Consider the following 22,010-nt stretch of genomic DNA (forward strand, 5'->3'; position numbering starts at 1 on the left):
CGGCGCGCGGCTCAGAACGTCACTTTGACCGAGGGCGCGCTGCGCCGCGCCTCGCCGTGGAACACGGCCTCGATGTTGTTGCCATCCGGATCCAGCACGAAGGCGCCGTAATACCCCGGGTGGTAGTCCCGGAAACCCGGCGCGCCGTTGTCCTTGCCGCCATGGGCCAGCGCCGCCTTGTAGAAGGCATCGACCATGGCCTGATCCTGCGCCTGGAACGCAAGATGATGGCGTCCGGTCAGTTGCCCCGCCGCGGCCTTGCTGTCGGGCGTGGACACGAACAGTTCGTCGGCCCAGAAATAGCCGTCGCCCGTGCCGCCCATCGGTACCTTCAACGCATCGAAAACCGCTTGATAAAACCGCTGGCTGGCCGCCAGGTCCCGCACCACCAGCTGGATGTGGTCGATCAGCCGGCCGCGATGGATTTCATTGGTCTGCATGTGGCGCTCCTGTTGGATGGGGAGCCTTTGACTATACCTTTCGGCATGCGGCCCCGTCCGCGCCGGCTCAAGCCAGGTACGAAGCCACCTCGTCACGCGTGAGATAGCGCGTGAATGTCATGGACGGCTGCTGCGCCTCGTGCATGGCGCCGTTGAACCCGGACCAATTGCGTTTCATGCCTTCGTCCGTTTCCAGCGCGATCAGCACGCGTCTGCCGCGGCGTGAGGCGTTGTGGCGCAGCGCCGCCTCGCCCCACGCGTAGCGCATGGCGTCGATCAGCGCGCCATTGGCATAGGCGTCGGCCTGCAGCCATTGGAAATCAGCGGTATCGCCGTCCTGATCCGGTTCGCGCGGCGCGATCTCGCGCTTCACGCCCAGCGCCTGCGCATGCTCGCCGATGATGATCTGCAGCAACGTGAATGCGTGGAAGTTGTTGTTCACGGCATGCGCCCTGGCAATGAAACCCGTCATGGAAGCCGGCAGCAGCACCACCAGTTCATCCTCGTAACCCAGCTGCGAGGCCAGCCACAGATAATGCAGATTCTCGAAGGGCAGGCTGTCGTTGCTGGTGGCCATGGGATGCAGCAGCGCCATCAATTCCGCGTCGGACACCAGGGCGGCGTGATTGCGGCGATCGCGCAGGACCATGGTCATCATCGGCAGCACCAGTAGGTCCGCCGCCTGGTGCAAGGCCTCCACCTCCCAGCGCCGGTCTTCGGGTACGTCGGCCATGCGCGACCTGGCGTCCTGCCAGGCCTGTCGGTCGGTCTCCTCCACCTCATCGTCGTCATCCTCGACCTCCTGCGCGCAATACGGACTCAGGGTGCGCAGCCACTGCCGCAGCAAGTCTTGCAGGACGGCAAAGAGCACCGCCGGATCGGCGCCGTCCTCCACCAGCGAGCCGCACATCAAGGCCAACGCGGCGGCGCGACCGGGATGCAGCGTCGGCAGCAGATCGGCACAGGTCCGCAGACTGGCGTCGGCCTGCCCAGGTTCGCGGGCCCTGGCAAGAAAGGCGCTGACCTCGGGGCGCTGGAAGAACTGATCCAGCGGGTCCAGATCGTCGGCGGTGGTGACGGGAGTACGAAGCGCGGCGGCGAATGTCGTGTCGGAAGCAGTCATGGAGATGAGCGAACATGAAAGCGGCGGTGGACGCCGCGCGGCAGCCCGGAGTTTACTGAAGCTGCGCCGGACGCGTCTGCAGCAAGCTTTCAAGACGGGGCGAAACACCCCGTCGCCAGAATCCGGAAGATAGTGATCGCATGTGCATCGAGCGCCAGGTATTGATTTTTCCCCGCGACCTGCGACAATGAAATCACGCATTTCATCTTGGCCGACAGTCCGTTCCTGGTCCCTGACCATCACCGCGCTCCGCAAGGCGCGATCAAAGGAGCCCACGATGCCGCCCATAATCCTCCCGGCATTCGCGTAGCGAGCCGCCCCTCTCCTCACAAGACGCAGTCCAGCCGCGAACGTTCCGCCACGGCCGCATATCGCCCTGCGGACGGACGCGCCCGCGCTGCAGCAGCAAGCCATACATGGGCTCGCCCAAGCGAACACGGCCCGAAAACGGATTGCGATTAACTTTCGCCGCCGGCTGCCGTTAAAGAAGTGAAGACAGACATAGCCATCCCCTCCGTTTCCAGTCGCAAGGAGTTGCTGTCATGTCCAAGCTCCAATATCGCCTTTCCCTGCTTTTGCTGTGTGCGTCCAGTGTCCTGCCCGCCGCCCACGCCGCGGATGGAACCATCTATTTCCACGGGGCCATCGTCGAGGCGGCATCATGCACGCCGCAGATTCAACCCAAACGGGTCGCCGTGCGCGTGGAATGCGACGCTGAACGCGCCCGCGCCGCCGGCAAGCCGGCCTACCGCTACGGGGTAAACGCCAGCCGCGTGCAGGTCGACGTGCAACCCGTGTCCCTCAAGGCGCGACAGACCGGGCAGAAAGATGCCCAGGGCTACATCATCACCCTCGCCTACTTGTAGTCGCAAGTACGCACGATCCGGCGGCCCGCGCGCCGCTGGATTGCGTAGCCCCCCGTGGCGCGCGGCAAACCGGGATAGACAGGACGCATCAAGCGGCGTTCAAGGCCTTGGCCAGCACCGTGAATATCCGCTCGTCCGTGGACTGCGCAACGTTGAACCGCAGGAAATCCCCAGCTGCCAGCGACTGGCTGAACGCATTCCCCGGCGCCACCAACACCCCTTCCTTCAGGCACAGGCGGGCCACGGTAGCCGCGTCCTTGCCTTCGGGCAGGCGGCACCACAGAAACATGCCCGCCCGGGGCGTCAACCAGGGCTTGATGCCAAGCTTCTGCAGCTTGGCGGCGGTCTTGTCCATCTGCTGCGCCAGACGCAGCCGGGTCAACTCCATATGCCGACGGTAGCCGCTGCCCGTCAAGGTTCTGAAAATGACGTCGGCCGCCAGCCGGCTGCTGCCAAAAGTCGTGGCGACTTTCAGGTCGGTCAGGCTTTCCACCCAGTCGGACTGCACCGCGATGTAGCCGCAGCGCACCGACGCCGACACCGTCTTCGAGAAGCTGCCGATATGTATGACCCGCGACAGCCCATCGAACGCGGCCAGCCGCGGCGCGGGCGTGTTCTCGAAATCCGCGAAGATATCGTCTTCGACGATCACCAGCTCGGAATCGTCCGCCAGCTTCAACAGACGGTGCGCAACCAGGGGCGACAAGGTCGCCCCCGTCGGATTGTGTATGCCGGAGTTCGTGATGTAGAGCCGCGGGGAATGCTCGCGCAGCGCCGCTTCGAACGCTCCGAGGTCCGGCCCGTTCGGCGTGTACGGCACTCCCACCGCCTTGACGCGATGCGCCTTCAGCAGCGCATGGAAGTTGAAATAGCAGGGATCGTCCACCAGCACCGTGTCCCCAGGCTCCAGCAGGAAGCGCAGGATCAGGTCGATGGACTGCGTTCCCGAATCGGTCAGCATGATCTGCTCGGGCCCGGCCTCTATCCCCATGCCCGCCATGCGCCGCGCCAATAACTGCCTCAAAGGCGCATGGCCCAACGGCGTTCCATACTCGGTCAGTTCCGCGGTTTCGGCCCGCGCCATGCCGCGCATGGCGCGCCGCAACCCGTCTTCATACATCCAGCTGACCGGCAGCCATCCGCAACCCGGCCGCAAGCTGTCCGCGTCCGCCGCCAGCGACTGGCGCGAAACCCACAGCGGATCGACCTCCCGGTCCAGCTTTGGTCCCATCTCGGTCAGCGTCAGCGGTGCCACCTGCCCGGCCACATAAAAGCCGGAGCCGGGACGCGACACCAGCACGCCCTCGGCCGCCAGCCGCTCGTAGGCTTCCACCACCGTGGACACCGACACGTCCAGCGTCTTGGCCTGCACTCTTACCGAAGGCAGCCGGGCGCCAGGCAAGGCCGTGCGCGCCGCAATCCGCCCCTGGATCTCGCCCATGACCTGCTTGATTAGGGTGCCGCCACGCGCCATGGAAATCTCCGCCGTACTGGCTTTTTATACACAACAGTTCCTTGAAATTGTACTGGATTGTGCGTGGACTGAGGACAACTGCCGTGCTGTACTGAAGCCCGCTATCAAGGAGCTTCAGATGCAAAAGGCCACCAGCGGCTGGGTGAACGGTTTTATCGGTGTGGTGATCTTCGCGGGCTCCTTGCCCGCAACCCGGGTCGCCGTGGCGGACCTGGATCCCATTTTCCTGACCTGCGCGCGAGCCGCCATCGCGGGCCTTTTGGGCCTGGCCCTGCTGATGCTGCTGCGCCAACGCCGGCCGTCCCTGTCCGACCTCCCCTCCCTGGCGCTGACCGCGCTGGGCGTGGTGGTCGGCTTCCCCCTGCTGACGGCGCTGGCCCTGCAGCACGTCACCTCGGCCCACTCCATCGTCTTCCTGGGACTGCTGCCGCTCAGCACCGCGATCTTCGCAGTGATACGCGGCGGCGAACGCCCGCGACCGCCGTTCTGGATGTTCTCCATCGTCGGCGCCGCCTGCGTCGCGGGCTACGCCGCCTGGGGCGGCCTGCAAGCCTCGCCCACCGGCGACCTGCTCATGCTCGCCTCCATCATCGTCTGCGGCCTGGGCTACGCCGAAGGCGCCAAGCTCTCCCGCAAGCTGGGCGGCTGGCAGGTCATCAGCTGGGCGCTGGTACTGTCCCTGCCCCTCATGCTGCCCATCGCGCTACTGACCATGCCGGCCACGTTCGAACACGTTGGCGCGCCGGCGTGGATAGGTCTCGCCTACGTGTCGCTGTTCAGCATGCTCATCGGGTTCGTGTTCTGGTACCGCGGGCTGGCGCAGGGCGGGATTGCGGCGGTGGGGCAGTTGCAGCTGTTCCAGCCGTTCATGGGGCTGGGATTGGCTGCCGTGCTGCTGCATGAGCAGGTCAGCTGGACGATGCTGGTCGTGACGCTGGCGGCGGTGATTTGCGTGGCGGGCGCCAAGCGGTATGCGTAGCACGTGGCGCGCAAGCGCCACCCAAGCCCTATCAATGAAGCTGGTCTGAACCCTGGGGCTGCAATTCCGCCAAGGCATTCCAATCGGGATCCTTGTACATGCGCAGTTGTATGGGATAGACCGGATGCCCCGCCAGGCATGCATTGAACGCATCCAGAAAGGCTTCGACGTCCCGCGTGTAGTAACGCCATTCTTTGTGGTGATTCCCGGTCAGGCAAGCCACCTGCACCCCGATATCGGAGTTCTCAAAGCCTTTTTCGATAGCCTCTTCAAAGCTATTGTGGCTCTGCTTGTCTTCGTCACTGGGCATGCCGGACTCGATGCCCTGGTACGGCCACGAGATGATGACCAGGTTTTCATTGATCTGACGGTCAGGCGCCGATGGCAGCCCGGTGCGAAAACGAACGATGACCGTCAAGCCCTCGATCTGCGCTTCACCCACTGCCCACAGATCGCCTGGAAAAATACTGCTCATTAAATCAATTCCTGTGTAGACGCCGAACCCGGGAGGTTCAGCGCTTGTTACTGAGAAAACCTTGCGCGCGCGACCCAGCGCTACAACTGCATATGCTCAATGCGGTCCCGCCCATTTTTCTTGGCCGCATATAGCTGCTGGTCGACGGCTTCGATGAAGCCAGCGCGGTCTATCTTCCCGTCTGGCACCACCGTTCCGGCGCCAATGCTGACGGTGACGCGCCTGCCATGCGGTGACAGCGCGTGCACGATAGCCTTTTTCTGGAGCAAGCGCTGGCAGCGCTCAGCGACTTTTCGCGCCACCTCGGCGTCGGCTTCCGGCAGCAGCACGACAAACTCTTCGCCCCCGTAGCGCGCAACCAGATCGCGAGGCCCATCCAGCGCCAGACTCAGGGTCTGGGCGATATCCACCAGACATTGGTCGCCCTGGGTGTGGCCATACAGATCGTTGTACTGCTTGAAGAAATCAACGTCGAACAACAGCATGGACAGCGGCTGACGTTCGCTGCGCGCGCGCTCCCACTCCAATTCGAAACCACTATCGAAGCGACGCCGGTTGGCAATGTTCGTCAAACCGTCCTTGAAGGACAGCGCCTCCAGCTCCTTCTGCAAGGTCAGCAGCTTTTCCTCGGTCTTCTTGCGTTCGGTGATGTCGAACATGAAACCGATCAGCGCTTCGACCTCGCCCCTGTCGTTGCGCACCACGTGCACAACGTCGCGGATCCACACGTAGCCGTTTTCCTTGGTCAGCGCCCGGTAGTCCGCCTCATGGTCGACGCCGGCCTGGGATTGGGTGACGCAAAAATTCACCACATAGTCCCGATCCTCCGGGTGCATGCGCATGGCCCAGTCCTCCACGCTCACCCAGCTGTCGGCCTTCCAGCCCAACAACGTTTCAATCTGCGGGCCGATATAGGCGAACTGCTTCGTGGCCCAATCGATCTTCCAGGGAATTGCCTTGGTCGACTCAAGCAAGGTCCTATACACCGCGTTGTCATCAAGAAGCGGGCTTTCGCTCGACATACCCTATCCATCCTCGATCCAAATGAACGGGTCACTGTAGCCTGAATCCATCAGCTGCGGCGGGGTGCTCGGTGAGCGCCAAAAGAAGCGCGCCATGAATCGGCCGCGTTCGGCGGCCGATTCCAGGATCCCTCAAGGCGCCAACACCTCGATAATCCGGCTCCCGATGTACTCCGCATGGGTCTCGAGCGCAAAATGCCCGGTATCCAGCAGCTCGACCTGCGCGTCCGGATTGTCCCGCTTGAACGCCTCGGCGCCAGGCGGAATGAAGAACGGATCGTGGCGCCCCCAGATCGCCAGCGTCGGGATCTTCGCCGCGCGGAAAAAGGCCTGGAAATCCGGATACCGCTTCAGGTTGTTGGCGTAGTCCAGGAACAGATCGAGCTGGATTTCCTTGTTGCCCGGCCGCTCGAGCAAGGCGGCATCGAGCGTGTAGCTTTCCGGAGCCACGTCGTCCGGATTGGCTACGCCATGCACGTACTGCCACTTCGTACCCTCTAGGTTCAGCACGGCATCCGCAATGACCTGGCGGTTGGCGGCGGTTGGCTCCGCCCAATAAGCGCGAACCGGCGCCCAGGCATCGCCCAGGCCTTCGAGATAGGCATTGCCGTTCTGCGAAACCAGGCCGGTGACCCGCTCGGGGTGGGCTAGCGCCAGGCGCAGCCCGACGGGCGCGCCATAGTCGAAAACATACATCGCATAGCGCTTGAGGCCCAGCGCATCGACGAATGCGCCGAGCGACGCGGCCAGGTCGTCAAACGTGTAGCGGTAACCGCGCTCCTCGGGCACTTCCGTGAAACCGAAGCCGGGCAGGTCCGGCGCGATCACTTGAAAGCGCGTGGCCAGAATCGGGATCAGGTTGCGGAATTGATGCGAGGAACTGGGAAAACCGTGCAGTAGCAGCAGCACGGGCGCATCGGGATTGCCCGCTGCGCGATAGAAAAAATTCAGGCCGTCGGCTTGCACGCGACGCGTTTGGATCCGGCTTTCAGGGGTACTGGACATGACGGTCTCCGTAGTCAGGAACTGGATCAGCAGCCGAATTCCGGCAGGCTGTGCGAGCCATTCTTGCGCCTTTTAAGTAACCCGTCAAACTAATATTTAACGGTTACCTAAATAGTTCAAAGCTATGACACGGAGCGGTTCGTTCAAAAAAAATCCGGCCAGGGCGGCCGGATGAATGGGCAAGCAAGCGCTCAGGAAGCCGCGTCCTGGGCTTCCCTCTGGCGAAAGGCCGCCACCTTGTGGCGGTTGCCGCAAAGCGACATGCTGCACCACCTGCGGCGATGAGATCGCGTGCGGTCGTAGAACCAGAGGGAACAGAGCGGGCTTTCGCATTTGCGCACCAGCTCGAAGTCCCCGTGCACGAGCAAGTCCGCGGCCGCCTCCGCGGCGGGAAGCAGCCATTGGTCAGGCGTGGCCGCTTCGTACCGACGGGCCAGGCTGGGCGCGCCCGCCACCACGGCAACCTCGAGATGGCTGCCGCCGGCGGCGAGCGCCCGGTTGAGCGCGCTGAGCTTGAGCGGCAATCCGGCCTTTCTCTGGGCAACCAACGCACGCACCGTCTCGCGCAATGTCCGCGCGGATTCGAGCAGGCCCTTGGGCGTCTTGCGCTGGGCGGGCGCAAAGCCCAAGGCGTCCAGCCAGGACCGCACATCGTCGTCCGATTGCAGGCGGTCGCGAGGGCCGTCGTCGGACTGCTCGACGGTGTTGATCAGGTCTAACGCCGCATGATCGCCCAGCAGGCGGAATTCGGGCGTGGGGGTAGTGGCGGTCATAACGTTCTCCGTCTTGAATGTAACCACTTAGTTTGCGACTATCAAGTTACGGAAGAATCGTGCGGCGCGCGGCGTCACGCTTTCGCGGACTACAATCGCGCTCGGCAATCCCGAGTCCCCACATGAGAGAGAAAGCATGCAAATCGCCATTGCCTCCGACCACGCCGGCTACGAGCTCAAGGAAAAGCTGAAGAAGGCCTTCGAAAACGTGGATTGGCTTGACCTCGGAACCCACAGCGAAGACTCGGTCGACTACCCCGCTTTTGGCTTTGCCATGGGGCGGGCAATCACGGACGGAAAGGTCCGGAAGGGCGTCGTGATTTGCGGCTCGGGCATAGGCATTTCGATTGCCGTCAATCGTTTCCCCGCCGCAAGAGCCGCCTTGTGCACGAATGCCACCATGGCGCGCCTGAGCCGTCAGCACAATGATGCGAACGTGTTGGCGCTTGGAAGCAGAATCATAGGAATCGAGGTGGCGCGCGAATGCGTCAGCGCTTTCCTTGACACGCCCTTCGATGGCTCGCGTCATCAGCGCCGCATCGACATGCTGAGCGAGGCGGGCTGAGCTCCTAACGGCCTGCCGGAACGCCACATGTCCATCATCCCATTTTCGATCCCGCGGCCAGCCCGCGACCAGACCTGGCGCTTCATGCACAGCCGCCAGCGCTCGCAATTCGCAGGCGCGGATGAACGCATCGTGCTCTACGATGCCCCGCCGCAAGAGGCCGTCCTGGCCTCGATCGAAGACGTGCATCTATGGGCGCCTCAGGGCGACCCGCTGCACGAGCTGCCCGAACTCCTCGCCCGGCTGCCGGCGCTGGCGCACCTGTCCATCGGCCCAGGCGCGGTCGCGGGCAGCGTTCTGACCGGATTGCGCGCAGACATGCTCCCAGCCAGCCTGCGCCATCTTTCCATCCATCCCGAACCCGGCACGTACACCTGGAAAGCCGGCCCGCTGCCCAGGCTGGAGGCGCTGACAGTAGACGCAACGTTGCGGTTCGAGCCGGAAGACTTTCCGGCATTGATTTCCTTGTCCATGGTTCCGGACCGGCGCGGCATGCTGCTGGACCGCGCCTTGAGCCTGCCGCTCAAGGAGCTGAACCTTTGGAACGTGCCGTTCGATTCGTCGGTATTCGATCGCATCGCGGGACTGCCGCTGTTGGCGCTGGGCTTGCTGGCGGGCCGTGGCTTGAAGACGCTGTCCGGCATCGAGCAACTGACAGGATTGCGCTCCTTGCGCCTGAAGAACCTGGGTGCGCTGGAGAAGATAGGTCCGATCAGCGCCCTTGCAAGCCTGGAACGGCTGGACATTCAGTACTGCAAGCGGATTGCGGACATCGGCGTGCTGGACACGCTGACCCGATTGCAGGAGCTGACGCTGGTCGGCTGCGGCGATGTGGGATTGGGCGAGTTGGCGCAAACCTTGAACGCGCGCTTGCGGCGCGCGCACATCGCGGCAACGCGATAACCAAGACAAGCCTGATGAGCAACTTGCACGAACGTTTCCTGAGCTTGCTTGCCGCGCGCGGCTGGACGGTACACCGCGCGGCGCCCGTAGCTACACCGGCTGACTCCTCGGAACACGCGGCGTTCCTGTCCTTGTACACGCAGCTGAGCAGCGCGGACGACACGCGCTGGTTCCTGAGCGCGGCCGACTATGCCGGAACCGCCGACAGCGCCTTTGGGCGGGACACCTTTCGCGACATCAGCCTCGAAGCCGCCATCAGCGACGCCGACCGGCACGCCGTCGAGGCCTTCTGGGCGCGCCATGTGCCGATCTTCATGAGCGTGGACGGCGATTATGAATTTCTCGCGATCGACCGGATCTCGGGGCGGGTCGTGCATGGCGTCGAGCCGGAGTTCGAGGCAGTCAGCGAGGTGGCCAGCAGTCTTGGCGACCTGTTCGAGCAGATGCTTGCGGATGGCGAGGCGGCTGCGCTATTGGGCTGATGGGCTGCCCCGACCGGCCAACACTACACCCTACAAGTCGAAGCAAGGGCGAACCGTAGAACGCGGACCGCGTTTCATTGATTTCGCTTATTTCAACCTACGCTGAAAATTAATATTTCAGTGAAACCACCATTGACACTTTCACTGGAAATGCTATTTTTAGCAGGCGATGAAAATGCCAAATCCAGTGAAAATCGATGATCAAGCTGCGAGTGCCCTCCGATCGCTGTTGGAGGAAATACCCGCGGTCGAGAGCCTGGAGATCACGCTCGCCCCGCGGAATCCAAGCTCAGCAATCGAGCTCGCCGCCCAACTGACGACATTCGGCAACCGGCACAAGCTGGTCGCGGCGGTACTGCCCAGCGGACAACCGCGGCACGCGCGCTTGGCCGTACTTTCGTTGCGTGAATACGTGGCGCGGCAGTCCGATCACGTTACGCCCATCTTGATCGCGCCTTATCTGTCACCACAGGTTCAGGAGTTGTGCCGGGAGTTCGGCGTCGCGCACCTCGATTTCGAAGGGAACGCCAGGCTAGCCTTCGCTACCATCTTTATCTCACGGCAAGTAGCCAAGAAGCCGGTGATAGAACGGCGAGGACTGCGGTCGCTGTTCAAGCCGAAATCAGTCCAGGCACTCAAAGTCATGCTGCGCGAGTCCTCTCGCGCTTGGCGGGTTGCCGAACTGGCGCAAGCCGCTGACATCAGCCTGGGGCACGTCAGCAATGTGCGCAATAACCTGCTGGATCGCGAATGGGCCAAGCTGAGCCCTGAGGGAATGCTCCTATCCAGGCCCGATGCGCTGGTAGACGCCTGGCGTGAGGCCTACGAATCTCCGGCCGGTCAACGGCTGACTTTCTATACCACTTTGCACGGTACGGCGTTCGATGCGGCGCTGCACGACGGGCCTCCCGGCGCGCCAGGCCAGGTCGCACGTGCTTCGTTCACTGCAGCCCGCTGGCTGGCGCCGTTCCTACGGACTGGCACACACTATTTCTACGCTGATGCCGCAGGCCTTGAACTCCTGCGGTCACGGCTTAAGCTCGAAACCGCCGGCAAGGGAGAAAACCTGGTGGTGACCGTACTGGACGATCCTGGGCTGTTCCGTGACACTGTGCAACCGGCGCCCGGCGTAGTCTGCACCAGCCCAGTCCAGACCTATCTGGACCTCAGCGTGGCAGGCGAGCGCGGACAGGAGGCCGCCGATCACCTGCGACGGGAAAGGCTCCAATGGCACGAATGACGCATGGCGAGGCACAGCTGGCTAGCGAGTACGACGACCGCACGACGGCGGCAGTCAAATCCGTCCTTATCGAAATCGGGCAGATCCTTGGAAGCTTCAAGGGACGTTTTGCCGTCGTAGGCGGCGCCGTGCCATGGCTGTTGCTGGGCAATGAAGACATGCCCCACGTCGGCACCCTGGATGTGGACCTGGGTTTGGATGCCGAAGCGCTGGGCGATGGCCAGTACGCGCACCTGGTCGAATCGCTGCTGAGCCAAGGGTATGCACAGCGCAAGGAACTCAGGCGATTCCAACTGGTGCGACAGATCCAGGCGAACGACGGCGGTCCTGCCATTGATGTAGTGATCGACTTTCTCATGCCCAGGCAAGCCGAAATCGTGAGGAACGCGCCTGCGCTGATCAGCGAATTCGCGGTACAGCGCGCCGATGGAGCGGATCTCGCGCTACGGTTCTACCAAATGGTCGCTATCGCTGGATCGATGCCTAACGGCGGAACGAACCGCGTTGAAGTCGCCGTCTGCTCCATCCCGGCGCTACTCGCGATGAAAGGCCACGCCATCCAAGGCCGCTACAAGCAAAAGGACGCCTACGACATCTATTACTGTATCCGCAACTATGCCGGCGGCGCCGAGGTGCTGGCGGACGATTGCCTCCCTCTGCTGCAGCATGAGTCCGGCGTCAAAGGCTACACCTACATCGCCGCCAAGTTCGATACCGTCGATGGCTTCGGACCAACTTGTGTGCGTCGGTTTGTCGAGGACGCGAATGTGTTGGGAGAACGAACCGCGGATCAATGGCAGCAGGACGCCTTCGGGCAAGTGGACGCTTGGCTACGGGCTTTGGGACTGCGGACGCAATAACCATTCAAATCCCAAAACGCTCACCACAAAGCCTGAAACACCGAAACTTCTTCCGTCAATTCAGTCGCCTCGCGGCCTTGGATGCTCCCTCAGATGCTTCGCACTCTCTCTACCCACCCCCGTTCATACTTCACCGTGCTGACGCTTTCCACGCTATTGCTGAGCGCCGCCCAGGCCCACGCCGCGCCCCGCACCGTCTACACCGGAACACTGCAAGGCGCCGGCAACATCGTGCTGGAGCTGGACACCGAAGCAGCGGCCGACGGCACCTTGACCGGCCGCTACTTCTACGCCAAGCACGGCGTGGACATCCCGCTGCGCGGCACGGCCAAGGAGCTCTTCGAACCGAAGCCCCGCCAGGAAGGCAAGCCGGCGGATCAGGCCGCAAGCTGGCAAGGCACGCGCGATGCCACCGGCTACCGCGGCCTCTGGACTGACGCCGGCAGCGGCAAGCAGCTACGCTTCGACCTGAAGCAGGTTGCGCAATACGACACGGAGCAGCTGGAAAAGGACCGCAAGCGGGCCCGCGCCAGCCAGGTCAATCTTGGCGACGTCGACGTCCAGGCAGGCATCACCGCCGCCCGTGCGCCCTACGAGACGCTGAAGCTGGCCGGACACGCCCAGCCGGTCGGCAAGGAGATCGGTAACGGCGCGGTGGCCTATCGCATGTGGAGCGATCCGCGCACCAAGTTCACCTACCCGCGGCTCAGCCGCCATCCCGATGCGCAGGTCCTGCAGCGCACGAACTATCTGCTCGAACAACGCCATTGGCAGAAGAGCCTGGGCGCGCTGGCTTGCATGGCCTCGGCCTACACCAGCGGCAATCCGGGCGCCGGCACGCTGGGCGGATTCGATGAAGAGGCCGTGCACGTCACCTGGCTGTCGCGCGCGCTGATGACGGTGACCGAATCGGGCAGCCTGGACTGCGGCGGCGCGCATCCCTACAACCACTTCGAACCCTACACCTACGATCTGCTGCGCGGCGAATACCTGGACTGGAATCGCGTGTTCGACGCGTACGTGCCGGGCAAGCGCAGCTTCGGCGGGGAAAAGAGTCCCGCCCTGCTCGCGCTGGTGCAACAGGCGGTCAAGTCGGGCACCGCCGCCCAACAGTCCGGGGATCGGCCCAATCTGGAAGACTGCGCGAACCTCTGGCCCGACTATCTGGCGCTGGGCGTGCAGGCGCCCGGCGCGCTGAGCCTGTCCGTGTCCGGAGTCGGGCACGCGTCGGGCGCTTGCCTGGGCCCCCATGCCAGCGTGCCGTTCAAGGCCTTGACGCCTTATCTGAAGCCGGACGGGCAGGCGTATCTGGTCAACAACTGACGGAGCGCACGGGCTTGCCGTGCGCGAAAAACCATGCGGTCGAAAGCGGCCGGCGCCGCCTGGAATCACGGGTCAAGGGCCGCACCGGCGCGGCTGAGTCCCCTGGCGTGTTCCTGGAAGCCGCGCAACGCCTCCGCGGGCACCAGCGACCCGCCCGTGGCCCAGATGACGTGCGTGGCTTCGGACATATCCATGCCCTGGACATACGCGCGGCCGGCGGCTGAATCCAACCAGCCCGGACCGGAAACCGCGGCGGCGGCCGATGGTTCGACCTCGACGCCCAGGGTGTCTTTCAGCGCAATCAGGTTCAGGTAGAGCTCGTCATCGGACACGGTGAAGACGCCGCCCAGCTGTGGCTTCATCAGCGCGGCCACCAGCTCGGATGCCTGGCCGACGGCCAGGCCGTCTGCCTCGGTCCGGTTGTCCAGGCCGATGTCGTACACCGACACGGGAGTGTCCGCTCCCGACGCCAACTGCACCAGAAAGCACGGTGAGGCGACGGGCTCGGCGAAGAAGCAATGCACGTGAGTCCCGAACAAAGCCTTCAGGCCATGACTGATGCCACCCGGTGCGCCGCCGACGCCGCAGGGGATATACACGAACAGCGGGTGCGCTGCATCGACCACGCGCCCCGCTTCCACCAATTGCCGCGCCAGTCCGCGCGCCGCCGCGGCATAGCCGAAGAACAGCAGCTCGGATTGCTCGTCGTCGACGAAATGGCTGCGGGGCGCGGCCAGCGCCTGCGCCCGCCCGGCTGCGACGGCCTCGGCGTAGTCGCCGTCGTGTTCCACCACGCGCACGCCGCGTTGGCGCAGCCGGTCCTTCTTCCATTCCTTGGCATCGGCGGACATATGCACCACGGCATCGAATCCCAGCGCGGCGGCCATGACGCCGATGCTCATGCCCAGGTTGCCGGTGCTGCCCACGGTCACGGCATACCGGCTGAACACGGCGCGAGCCCGCGGCGTGGCCAGGATGCGCCTGTCCGTTGACGCATCCTGCAGCAGCCCGTGCTCCTGCGCGATCGTCTCGGCAATGGCCAGCACTTCATGAAATCCGCCGCGCGCCTTGATGGAGCCTGCGACGGGCAGCTCGTCATCGCGCTTGAGGTACCAGCTGCCCGAGGCGCAGCCGCCGCCCAGCGCCTGTTGCAACGGCCCGGCAGCCATCAGCCGGGACTCGATATGCCCATTCGCGGCCGCGAGCTCGGGAAAGAGCGTAGCCAGCAGCGGCGCGCAACGCGCCAGACGGCTTTCCGCCTCGTCGATCAGGGTCAGGGACGGGGCGGATCCTGGCATGGGTCCGCCCCTTTCGGGGTTGAGCCATAGCAAAGGCGTTCTTGATTGAAGATTTTCTAATAGCTGAGGATCGAAATTGGCGGTCATCATGAACTTGCAGGTTGATGGTTCAGCGCGAATCGTAGATGCCGCCAGCATGCAAGAATAGCGATCATTTCTACTGCAGCCATTAGCGTGACTTATGCCAGCCCATTTCGACTCGACACTGCTGGGCGCCCTGCGCTGTTTTGACATGGCCGGCCGTCATCTCAGCTTTACCAGGGCTGCGGCAGCCATGAACCTCACGCAAAGCGCGGTAAGCCAGCAGATCCGGCAGTTGGAAGACCGCCTGGGCTACCTGCTGTTTGTTCGTCAACAACGCGGCCTGACGTTCACGTCCAAGGGCGAGTCGCTGTACTCGACGGTCAGCCGCGCGCTGGGCGACATCCAACAAGAGATCGAGCGGCTGGGCTTGCCGGCGTCAACGCTGCAGGTCAATTGCCTGCCCTCGTTCGCGCTGCAATGGCTGATGCCGCGCCTGACGGAATTCCATCGCTTGCAGCCGGACATATCGGTGCGGCTGAAGGCGGAGTTCCAGCCGCTGGACCGCAAGCTGATGGAGGAGGAAGACATAGACATCGCCATCCGCTACGACCCGGCGCATTACAGCGATTTGCAGGCGGACGCCTTGCTGGACGAGTATCTGCTGGTGGTCGCAACGCCCGAATACCTTGCGGCCCACCCCAAGTTTCGCGCCGGCAAATCGCTCGATGGCGTCGAGTTCCTGCACGACGCCTCGCCTTGGGCTGGCGCCGCGGAGTTCATCGAATGGCGCACCTGGATGCAAGCGCACCAGCCGGGCTGGGTGCGCCATCTGGACGGGCCGCAGTTCAACCTGGCCAGCCTTGCCATTGGCGCCGCGCTGAATCACCAGGGCGTGGCGATCGGGCGCAGCGCGATGGTCTATGACGAGATCCGCAGCGGGCGGCTGGTCGACGTGTTCGGCAAGCACACGCCCGCGCCGGCGCGCTACGTATTGCTGTCACGCCGGCCTGATGAGCGGCGCACCCGGATCTTTTCCGAGTGGTTGAAATCCGAATGCCGCAGCTTCGACAGCGCGCGGTCCGCCTTGATCGGGGACTCGCGCGGGTAAGGACACGCCGTGGAACCGGCGAGCGACGCCGCCGCGCGACATCAAACCGCCGCGGCGCTCAAATGTTCATAAAGTATCGCCGCGCCTATCCCGATCAGCGCGATACCGCCCAGGATCTCGGCCCGCTTCCCGGCGACGCTGCCCAACACCCGCCCCAGCATCACGCCTATCGTCACCATCAAGGTAGTCGCCAGGCCAATGGCAATGGCCGCCACCACGATGTTCACGTCCACGAACGCCAACCCCACGCCGACCGCCATGGCGTCGATGCTGGTGGCCAGGCCCGTTGCCGCCAGCAGCCAGAAGGAATGGCGGGTGACGGGCGCGGCGTCCTCCTCCTCTTCCTTGAGGCCGTTGCGTATCATCAGCAAACCCAGAATACAGAGCATCGCGAACGCGATCCAATGATCCCAGGCAACCACGTACTTGGCCGCGACCGAGCCCAGTCCCCAACCTATCACCGGCGTGATGGCTTCGATCACGCCGAAGATCAGCCCTGTGCGCAGGGCTTCCGGGAATCGGGGTTTGTATAGCGCGGCGCCTTTGCTGATGGCCGCGGCGAACGCATCCGTGGACATGGCGAACGCGAGAACGATGATGGCGATGGGATTCATTGGAGTCGTGATCCTGCTGGGCGGAAACGGCACGGATCTCCCGCGCCGCCCGGCGTCGCGCGAAAAATCCGTGGTCTCGCCAAGCATGGATGCCGCTTGCGCCATGGCCGAGGAAGCCAAGAATGTTGACGCAAGCCCCTGCGGACCGGACCTTGGCTGGCCGGGCTGCAAGGAGGCTACTCCCCAAAGAGTAAGGGCAGTCTAGCAGAGCCTGCCGATCCGTGTGTTACACCACTAGTCCTTGTGGATTCCCAGCTCCACGCGAACGCCTGTCTGGCGATGCTGCCATCGCCCCGGCGGGAATGATCAGGACACGCACATGACCCAATCCGAATACATCGCCGAACTGCTGCGCATCCTGCGCGCCCACGACGCCGCGGCGCGCGCCACTCTGACGGCGCTGATCGCCGCCCTGCCGCCCAAGGCGCGCGAAATCCATTTCGTGGTGTTCCCCGATCAGGACGGCGAAGGTACGTTTTCGGTGGTGGCCAGCCTGGAAGGCCCGGACCTGTTCGTGCTCAACAAGGCCATCGAAGGCCACCGCTACCTGTTCGACGTGCGCCACACGGAAGACGGCATCGAACCCGAAGTGCCGCTGTTCGCGTCGGACGAAGCCGGTTTCAACGTACAGGACGTCATCGTCGATACCGCGATGCAATGGGTGGCGGAACTGTGGGAAACCAGCGGCCATGGCCGTTCGCCGCTGCCGGGGCTGGTGTACGGGGAGGAAGGCTACGGAACGCTGGAACCGCTCGCACTACCGGCGTAGCGCCGCGGCATGGGCCGCGCACTCACCAGGCCACGTGGAACATCGCCTTCGCCAGCACCACGATCAGCACCATGTGGCAGAACACGCTGATGTGCATGCGCCTGCTCAATGCGCCGGTCAGGCGCTTGCGGCGCGCGAGCGTCAAGGCGGTCGCGACATGGAGCAGCACGCTCAAGGCCAGCGCGATCTTCAGCGACAGCAGGACGCCGAAGGACGAAGCGAATGGATCGGCGAGCGCGCCGCGGTATTGCCAGGCCAAGCCCAGGCCGGCCAGGTAGAGCACCACGACCGACCACGGCAGCACGGCCCGCACGCGCGGCGCCAGCTGGCTGCCCAGCGCGCGGCGCACGTCGGGCGGCAGGCGCTTGTGCACCGGTTCCAGGAACAGCACCTCGAAGGTGACGGTGCCGACGAACAGGAAGGCGGCAAGCAGATGCAGGATGAGCAGCAAGGGGTAGGTGTTCATGGCTGCGAATGGGAATGGCCATCAGTCGGGATTGTCTCATCCGCGCCATGCGCTGCAACATGACAAACATCAAACGCCCCCCGCTCAGAACTTGTAGCTCACCTTCATCCAGACGTTCCTGGGCGTGCCGTAGTTGTAGCCGTTGTAGCCCCCCAGGCCGCTGTAGTAATACTTGTCGGTCAGGTTTTCCACATTGACGGACGCGGACACATGCCTGTTGAAGTCATAGCGCGCCATCAGGCCAAACAGCGTGACGCCGCCCTGGCTGGCGCGTCCTAGTCCGCCGGCTTCGTCGTAGTAGATGCTGCTCTGGTAGCTGACGTTGCCGCCGATCGTGAGCTTGTTCCACTCGCCCGGCAGCCTGTAGCTGGCAGCCAGGCGGAACAGCCGCTGGGGCGTGCTCGGCAGCAGCAATGCGCCCTCGGCGTCGCGCTTGGCAAAGTAGGTATAGCCGCCCATCAGCTGCAGGCCAGGCGCCACTTCGCCGGACGCGGTCAACTCGAACCCCTTGCTGCGCGCGCCTTTGACGGCGCGGTAGGGAGTGCTCCCGTCCGGCAGCGGCGGGCTGGACGGATCCTCCACCGCAACGTTTTCCTCCTGGGTGCGGAATATCGCGAAGCTTGTGTTCAGCTTGCCGTCCAGATGTTCGCCCTTCAAACCGATTTCATAGTTTTGACCGGTTTGCGGCGGCAACACCACGTTGCTGGCGTCACGCGAGGTGGTGGGTATGAATATCCGGGTGTAGCTGGCGTAAGCCGAATAATCCTTGCTCAGGTCCACGACCACGCCGGCATAGGGCGTGAAGACGCCATTTTCCTTTGCGGTGGGGTTGTGGGTCCAGGTGTTGGCGGGGCCGTTATAGGCCGAAGAGTTTTCTTCGTACCAGGTGGTCCGGGCGCCCAGGATCAGCGACACCGGCTCGGCCATCTTCAGGCGCGCGGAACCGTAGATGGCGGTCTCCTTCGCGTCCAGGAAGGTGTCGTAGAAGGTGTAGGGCATGGCGGGCCGCGGCACGTCGCGCAGATCGTAGAGATTCACGCGCCGGCGGTCCCAGCCAGCGGGGTTCGCCGAGTTCAGGTTGAGTTCGCTGGTGTAGCGGTTGTAGCTCAGTCCCAGGACGGCCCGGTGCTCCCTGCCGAATGCCTGGAACGGCCCTTCGGCGTAGATATCGAAGGACTTGTTGGTGGAGCTTGCCGGGTTGTCGCGCAATTCGATAGTGGAAGCGCCGGACGGATCGACGGGCTGATACGCGAGGACGTAGCCCCAGGCGGCCTTTCTTTCGTTTTTCAAGCGGCTGGCGTCCATCTTGACGTGCCAGCCGCTGCCGAAGCGATGGTCCAAGGTCGCGAATATCCGGTCCGTATACATGTCCCATTGGCTCCATGGCGTCACGGGATTGAAGGACCGGGGAAAGTTCGTGCGCGTGCCGTCGCTGTAGAACAGCGGCGCCTGGCCGAAGTTCGCGCCGTCGATGGCGGTCTTCTGGTGCTCGTAGCCGAGGCTGACGGTGGTGCTGGGCAGGATGTCGGCCTCGAGGATGCCGTAGAAGACATCGTCGGACCGCTTCTTGTAGTCAATGAAGCTGTCGCCCGCGGTGCGGGCGGCGACCACCCGGCCGCGCAGCGTGCCGGCGCTGTTCAGCGGGCCGCCCAGATCGGCTTCGGCGTTGTAGCTGTTCCAGCGGCCGACGCCACCGGTGACGTGTCCGGCGAACTCCGACGTGGGACGCTTGCGCACCAGATTCACCGAACCACCCGGCTCGCCCACGCCGTTGAGCAGGCCGGCGGCGCCGCGCACGACTTCCACCCGGTCGTAGATGGCGGTGTTGATCATGCCCGCCTCGGCCGACGGCGTCTTGAACGACAGCGTGGGCACGCCGTCGAGCATGGTGTTCAGCGCAAAACCGCGCGAGGTGAATTGCACGCGCTCATCCAGCCGCTCGACGGCGATGCCGGGCGTCTGGCGCATCACCTCGTCCAGCGTGTTCAGATTCTGGTCGTCCATCTGCTGTCGCGTGACGACGCTGATGGATTGCGGGGTTTCACGCAGCGACAGCGGCATGCGGGTGGCGGCGCTTGTTGCCGGCACGGTATAGGAGCCCGTCCCTTCGGAGGGGCCTTCGTCGCCAGCGCCGGTGACGGTCACTGCGGGCAAGGCGGTGACTTCGCCCTGCGGCAATCTGCGCAGCGTGTAGCCGCCATCGGCGCGCCGCGCCGGTTCCAGGCCGCTACCGGCCAGCAACTGGCGCAACCCTTCCTCGAAGCCGAAACTGCCGCGTAGCCCAGGCGATTGGAGATCGCGCGTCAGGGCGGGATCGAACGACAGCAGAACGCCGGCCTGGGCAGCATAGGCCGAAAGCGCCGCGCTGAGCGGCCCAGGCTCGACGGCCACGCTCACCTGCCCCGCCTGGGTCTGCGCCTGGGCGGGCGCTATCAACCCGGCCAGAGGTAGCGCGAATGCGCCTGCCGCGAGCAAGACTGGGAAGGAGACGCTTGCGCGCAACGGGGAAAGCTGACGGGGCATGACATGCACTCCAGATGTTGGTCTTACCCTCGTAGCCAGATAAGACGCGCAAAGTGCTAGTCGCCGTTACAAAATAGTCTCGCCGCGCGGCACCAGCGACACCCAGTAGCGGGTGCGGTAGCGCAGGCCGAGTTGCAGGGTGTCCGCCACCGTGACCAGCACCCGGTCGGGTTCGGCCAGCGGGAAAGCGCCGGAAATGGGCAGATGCGCCACTTCGGGCGCGCAATCGATCCAGCCCGCGCGGTAGCGCTGGAGTTCACGCAGGAATTCATTCAAGGGCATGCCGTCGACCTGCAGCATGCCGCGCTGCCAGGCGGAGGGATCGCCGGTCAGCGCTTGGGCGTCATCGATCTGGCCGCCGCCAAAGCGCAGGCCCATGCCGGCGGGCACGATGCGCGCGGCATCCGCCGAAGCGCCCGGGAGCGCCACGCGCACGGCGCCTTCCAGCACCTGTACCGCCGATACGCCGTCGTCGCGCCTGACCACGAAGCGCGTACCCAACGCGGTGATGCTGCCTTCGCGGGTGCGCACGATGAACGGCCGAACGTCCTGTTGCGGGTCCGGCGCGGTTTCGATCAGGATTTCGCCGCCGTGCAGCGCGATCAGCCGCTGCTGGGCATCGAACAAGACGTCCATGGCGGTGGCGGCATTGAGCACCACGCGGCTATGGTCCGCCAGCAGCACCTCGCGCCGGGCGCCGACAGCCGTGCGGTATTGGGCCACCCAGCCGCGCCAGGCTTCATCGACCTGCGCGTAGCCGATGGCGCCTCCGGCGCCGATCAGCACCAGCAGCTTGCCCAGCGCGGCGCGGCGGGCGGACGAGCGCGGCCGTCCCAGCACGGGCAGCATGCCCTTGGGCAACGCCTCGAAGCGACGCGTAAGCGCTTCGGTGCGCCGCCAGGCGCGCTCATGTTCGGGATCGGCCTGGCGCCAGGCTTGCCACGCTTCCCGGTCCGCCTGGCTGGCGCTGCCCGACGTCAGGCGCAGAAACCAGTCCACCGCTCCGTCCAGCGCGCGCGGATCGATGCGCCCTGCCTCTCCGGCGCTCATGGCACGAACTCCAGGCACTGGCGCAGGGCGCGCGCGATGTACAGCCGCGCCGAGCCGACCGACACGCCCAGCGTCTTGGCAATATCCGCATGCGTCAGGCCTTCCAGCTGGCAAAGCAGGAAAGCGCGCCGCACCGGCACGGGCAAGCCGTCCAGCATGGCGTCGATTTCGCACAGGGCTTCCAGCGCCAGGGCGCGCTCCTCGGGCGACGGCGACTGCGCCTGGGGCAGCTGCGCCAGCGTTTCCAGATAGGCGCGTTCGAGGTCCCGGCGCCGCAGATGGTTGACCATGAGACCGTGCGCGATGGTCGCCAGATAGGAACGCGGCTCGCGAATGTCGCCCGGTTCGCGGCGGGCCAACACACGCAGATAGGTGTCATGCACCAGGTCGGCGGCGTCGAAGGCGCATCCCAACTTTTTGCGCAGCCAGCCCTGCAGCCAGCCTTGGTGTTCCTGGTACAGCGTGTGCAGGGGGTGCCGCGGAGAGGGATCGGAGGCGGCCATGAAGACGCACGGTTATAAATGAGAATGACTACAATTTACAACATAGTGCCCTGCACCGGGTGAAATGACTGCGCCCGGCCGCTGAATCCAGGGGCCGGGCGCAATCGGGAAATCCAGAGGGAAGC

General features: G+C 64.3%; 23 protein-coding genes and 1 riboswitch. Of the genes, 10 read left to right on the forward strand and 13 right to left on the reverse strand.

All coding sequences use genetic code 11. The features are described from left to right. Positions 1-11: 11 nt before the first annotated feature. Together IAG39_RS24760 and IAG39_RS24765 are read right to left on the reverse strand one after the other, a co-directional pair. Positions 12-440 carry a VOC family protein gene (locus IAG39_RS24760; RefSeq protein WP_059375152.1) on the reverse strand — a complete coding sequence of 143 codons (429 nt, stop codon included), beginning with the start codon at positions 438-440 and terminating at the stop codon, positions 12-14. Between the two features lie 67 nt (positions 441-507). Continuing rightward, the gene (locus IAG39_RS24765) at positions 508-1,563 is read right to left on the reverse strand and encodes a hypothetical protein (RefSeq protein WP_118931796.1); all 1,056 of its coding nucleotides are present in this window, start codon (positions 1,561-1,563) and stop codon (positions 508-510) included. A 542-nt stretch (positions 1,564-2,105) separates the two neighbouring features. Here IAG39_RS24765 and IAG39_RS24770 point away from each other — a divergent pair. Continuing rightward, positions 2,106-2,429: a hypothetical protein gene (locus IAG39_RS24770; protein WP_059375158.1), complete on the forward strand. Its 324-nt coding sequence runs from the start codon at positions 2,106-2,108 to the stop codon at positions 2,427-2,429. A gap of 88 nt (positions 2,430-2,517) precedes the next feature. On the opposite strand, the gene IAG39_RS24775 is transcribed toward IAG39_RS24770, so the two are convergent. Then, positions 2,518-3,903 (reverse strand): PLP-dependent aminotransferase family protein, encoded by a 1,386-nt coding sequence (locus IAG39_RS24775; RefSeq protein WP_118931795.1) that lies wholly within the window; start codon positions 3,901-3,903, stop codon positions 2,518-2,520. Positions 3,904-4,021: 118 nt separating this feature from the next. Between IAG39_RS24775 and IAG39_RS24780 the strand changes: the two genes are divergently transcribed. After that, entirely contained in the window at positions 4,022-4,882 is an 861-nt protein-coding gene (locus tag IAG39_RS24780) for a DMT family transporter (protein ID WP_118931794.1), read from the forward strand. A 31-nt stretch (positions 4,883-4,913) separates the two neighbouring features. Here IAG39_RS24780 and IAG39_RS24785 read toward each other — a convergent pair whose 3' ends face one another. From IAG39_RS24785 to IAG39_RS24800, 4 genes are all read right to left on the reverse strand, one after another. After that, on the reverse strand, positions 4,914-5,357 hold the full coding sequence (locus IAG39_RS24785) for a DUF695 domain-containing protein (protein ID WP_118931793.1): 444 nt from the start codon (positions 5,355-5,357) through the stop codon (positions 4,914-4,916). Between the two features lie 80 nt (positions 5,358-5,437). Next, positions 5,438-6,379, reverse strand: a complete 942-nt coding sequence (locus IAG39_RS24790; protein ID WP_059375169.1) for a sensor domain-containing diguanylate cyclase — start codon at positions 6,377-6,379, stop codon at positions 5,438-5,440. 132 nt (positions 6,380-6,511) lie between these two features. Continuing rightward, positions 6,512-7,384, reverse strand: a complete 873-nt coding sequence (locus tag IAG39_RS24795) for an alpha/beta fold hydrolase (protein ID WP_118931792.1) — start codon at positions 7,382-7,384, stop codon at positions 6,512-6,514. A gap of 191 nt (positions 7,385-7,575) precedes the next feature. Further along, on the reverse strand, positions 7,576-8,157 hold the full coding sequence (locus tag IAG39_RS24800; RefSeq protein WP_118931791.1) for a CGNR zinc finger domain-containing protein: 582 nt from the start codon (positions 8,155-8,157) through the stop codon (positions 7,576-7,578). 136 nt (positions 8,158-8,293) lie between these two features. On the opposite strand from IAG39_RS24800, the gene rpiB reads away from it, so the two are divergent. The 6 genes from rpiB to IAG39_RS24830 all read left to right on the forward strand — a co-directional run bounded on the left by rpiB (position 8,294) and on the right by IAG39_RS24830 (position 13,530). After that, positions 8,294-8,722: a ribose 5-phosphate isomerase B gene (gene rpiB, locus IAG39_RS24805; protein WP_118931790.1), complete on the forward strand. Its 429-nt coding sequence runs from the start codon at positions 8,294-8,296 to the stop codon at positions 8,720-8,722. A gap of 27 nt (positions 8,723-8,749) precedes the next feature. Then, positions 8,750-9,625, forward strand: a complete 876-nt coding sequence (locus tag IAG39_RS24810; protein WP_118931789.1) for a leucine-rich repeat domain-containing protein — start codon at positions 8,750-8,752, stop codon at positions 9,623-9,625. Positions 9,626-9,639: 14 nt separating this feature from the next. Then, complete coding sequence (locus IAG39_RS24815; RefSeq protein ID WP_118931788.1) at positions 9,640-10,107, forward strand: hypothetical protein; 468 nt, start codon at positions 9,640-9,642, stop codon at positions 10,105-10,107. 175 nt (positions 10,108-10,282) lie between these two features. Beyond that, the gene (locus IAG39_RS24820) at positions 10,283-11,347 is read left to right on the forward strand and encodes a type IV toxin-antitoxin system AbiEi family antitoxin (RefSeq protein ID WP_223283225.1); all 1,065 of its coding nucleotides are present in this window, start codon (positions 10,283-10,285) and stop codon (positions 11,345-11,347) included. Continuing rightward, positions 11,335-12,207, forward strand: coding sequence for a nucleotidyl transferase AbiEii/AbiGii toxin family protein (locus IAG39_RS24825; protein ID WP_118931786.1), 873 nt, complete (start codon positions 11,335-11,337; stop codon positions 12,205-12,207). The genes IAG39_RS24820 and IAG39_RS24825 overlap by 13 nt, the downstream gene beginning before the upstream one ends. A gap of 93 nt (positions 12,208-12,300) precedes the next feature. Continuing rightward, positions 12,301-13,530: a hypothetical protein gene (locus tag IAG39_RS24830; RefSeq protein WP_118931785.1), complete on the forward strand. Its 1,230-nt coding sequence runs from the start codon at positions 12,301-12,303 to the stop codon at positions 13,528-13,530. Positions 13,531-13,595: 65 nt separating this feature from the next. Here the strand turns inward: IAG39_RS24830 and IAG39_RS24835 are convergent, their stop codons facing one another. Then, positions 13,596-14,915, reverse strand: coding sequence for a D-serine ammonia-lyase (locus IAG39_RS24835; protein ID WP_410469189.1), 1,320 nt, complete (start codon positions 14,913-14,915; stop codon positions 13,596-13,598). Between the two features lie 94 nt (positions 14,916-15,009). Between IAG39_RS24835 and IAG39_RS24840 the strand changes: the two genes are divergently transcribed. Continuing rightward, positions 15,010-15,960, forward strand: a complete 951-nt coding sequence (locus tag IAG39_RS24840) for a LysR substrate-binding domain-containing protein (RefSeq protein ID WP_118931783.1) — start codon at positions 15,010-15,012, stop codon at positions 15,958-15,960. Positions 15,961-16,001: 41 nt separating this feature from the next. Here the strand turns inward: IAG39_RS24840 and mntP are convergent, their stop codons facing one another. Continuing rightward, positions 16,002-16,574 carry a manganese efflux pump MntP gene (gene mntP / locus IAG39_RS24845; RefSeq protein ID WP_059375198.1) on the reverse strand — a complete coding sequence of 191 codons (573 nt, stop codon included), beginning with the start codon at positions 16,572-16,574 and terminating at the stop codon, positions 16,002-16,004. A 7-nt stretch (positions 16,575-16,581) separates the two neighbouring features. Next, positions 16,582-16,771, reverse strand: a riboswitch (yybP-ykoY riboswitch). Between the two features lie 122 nt (positions 16,772-16,893). On the opposite strand from mntP, the gene IAG39_RS24850 reads away from it, so the two are divergent. Further along, positions 16,894-17,343: a DUF6389 family protein gene (locus IAG39_RS24850; RefSeq protein WP_118931782.1), complete on the forward strand. Its 450-nt coding sequence runs from the start codon at positions 16,894-16,896 to the stop codon at positions 17,341-17,343. A gap of 22 nt (positions 17,344-17,365) precedes the next feature. Here the strand turns inward: IAG39_RS24850 and IAG39_RS24855 are convergent, their stop codons facing one another. The 4 genes from IAG39_RS24855 to IAG39_RS24870 form a co-directional block, all read right to left on the reverse strand. Beyond that, on the reverse strand, positions 17,366-17,809 hold the full coding sequence (locus IAG39_RS24855; protein ID WP_059375201.1) for a CopD family copper resistance protein: 444 nt from the start codon (positions 17,807-17,809) through the stop codon (positions 17,366-17,368). Positions 17,810-17,893: 84 nt separating this feature from the next. Beyond that, the gene (locus IAG39_RS24860) at positions 17,894-20,332 is read right to left on the reverse strand and encodes a TonB-dependent siderophore receptor (protein ID WP_118931781.1); all 2,439 of its coding nucleotides are present in this window, start codon (positions 20,330-20,332) and stop codon (positions 17,894-17,896) included. Positions 20,333-20,398: 66 nt separating this feature from the next. Next, entirely contained in the window at positions 20,399-21,382 is a 984-nt protein-coding gene (locus IAG39_RS24865) for a FecR domain-containing protein (RefSeq protein ID WP_118931780.1), read from the reverse strand. Further along, a complete protein-coding gene (locus IAG39_RS24870) occupies positions 21,379-21,885 on the reverse strand; it encodes a sigma-70 family RNA polymerase sigma factor (RefSeq protein WP_118931779.1) in 507 nt (168 codons plus the stop codon). Before IAG39_RS24870 ends, IAG39_RS24865 begins: the two co-directional genes overlap by 4 nt. Between the last annotated feature and the right edge of the window lie 125 nt (positions 21,886-22,010).

The organism is Achromobacter xylosoxidans, assembly GCF_014490035.1.
Lineage (GTDB): Bacteria > Pseudomonadota > Gammaproteobacteria > Burkholderiales > Burkholderiaceae_B > Achromobacter > Achromobacter bronchisepticus_A.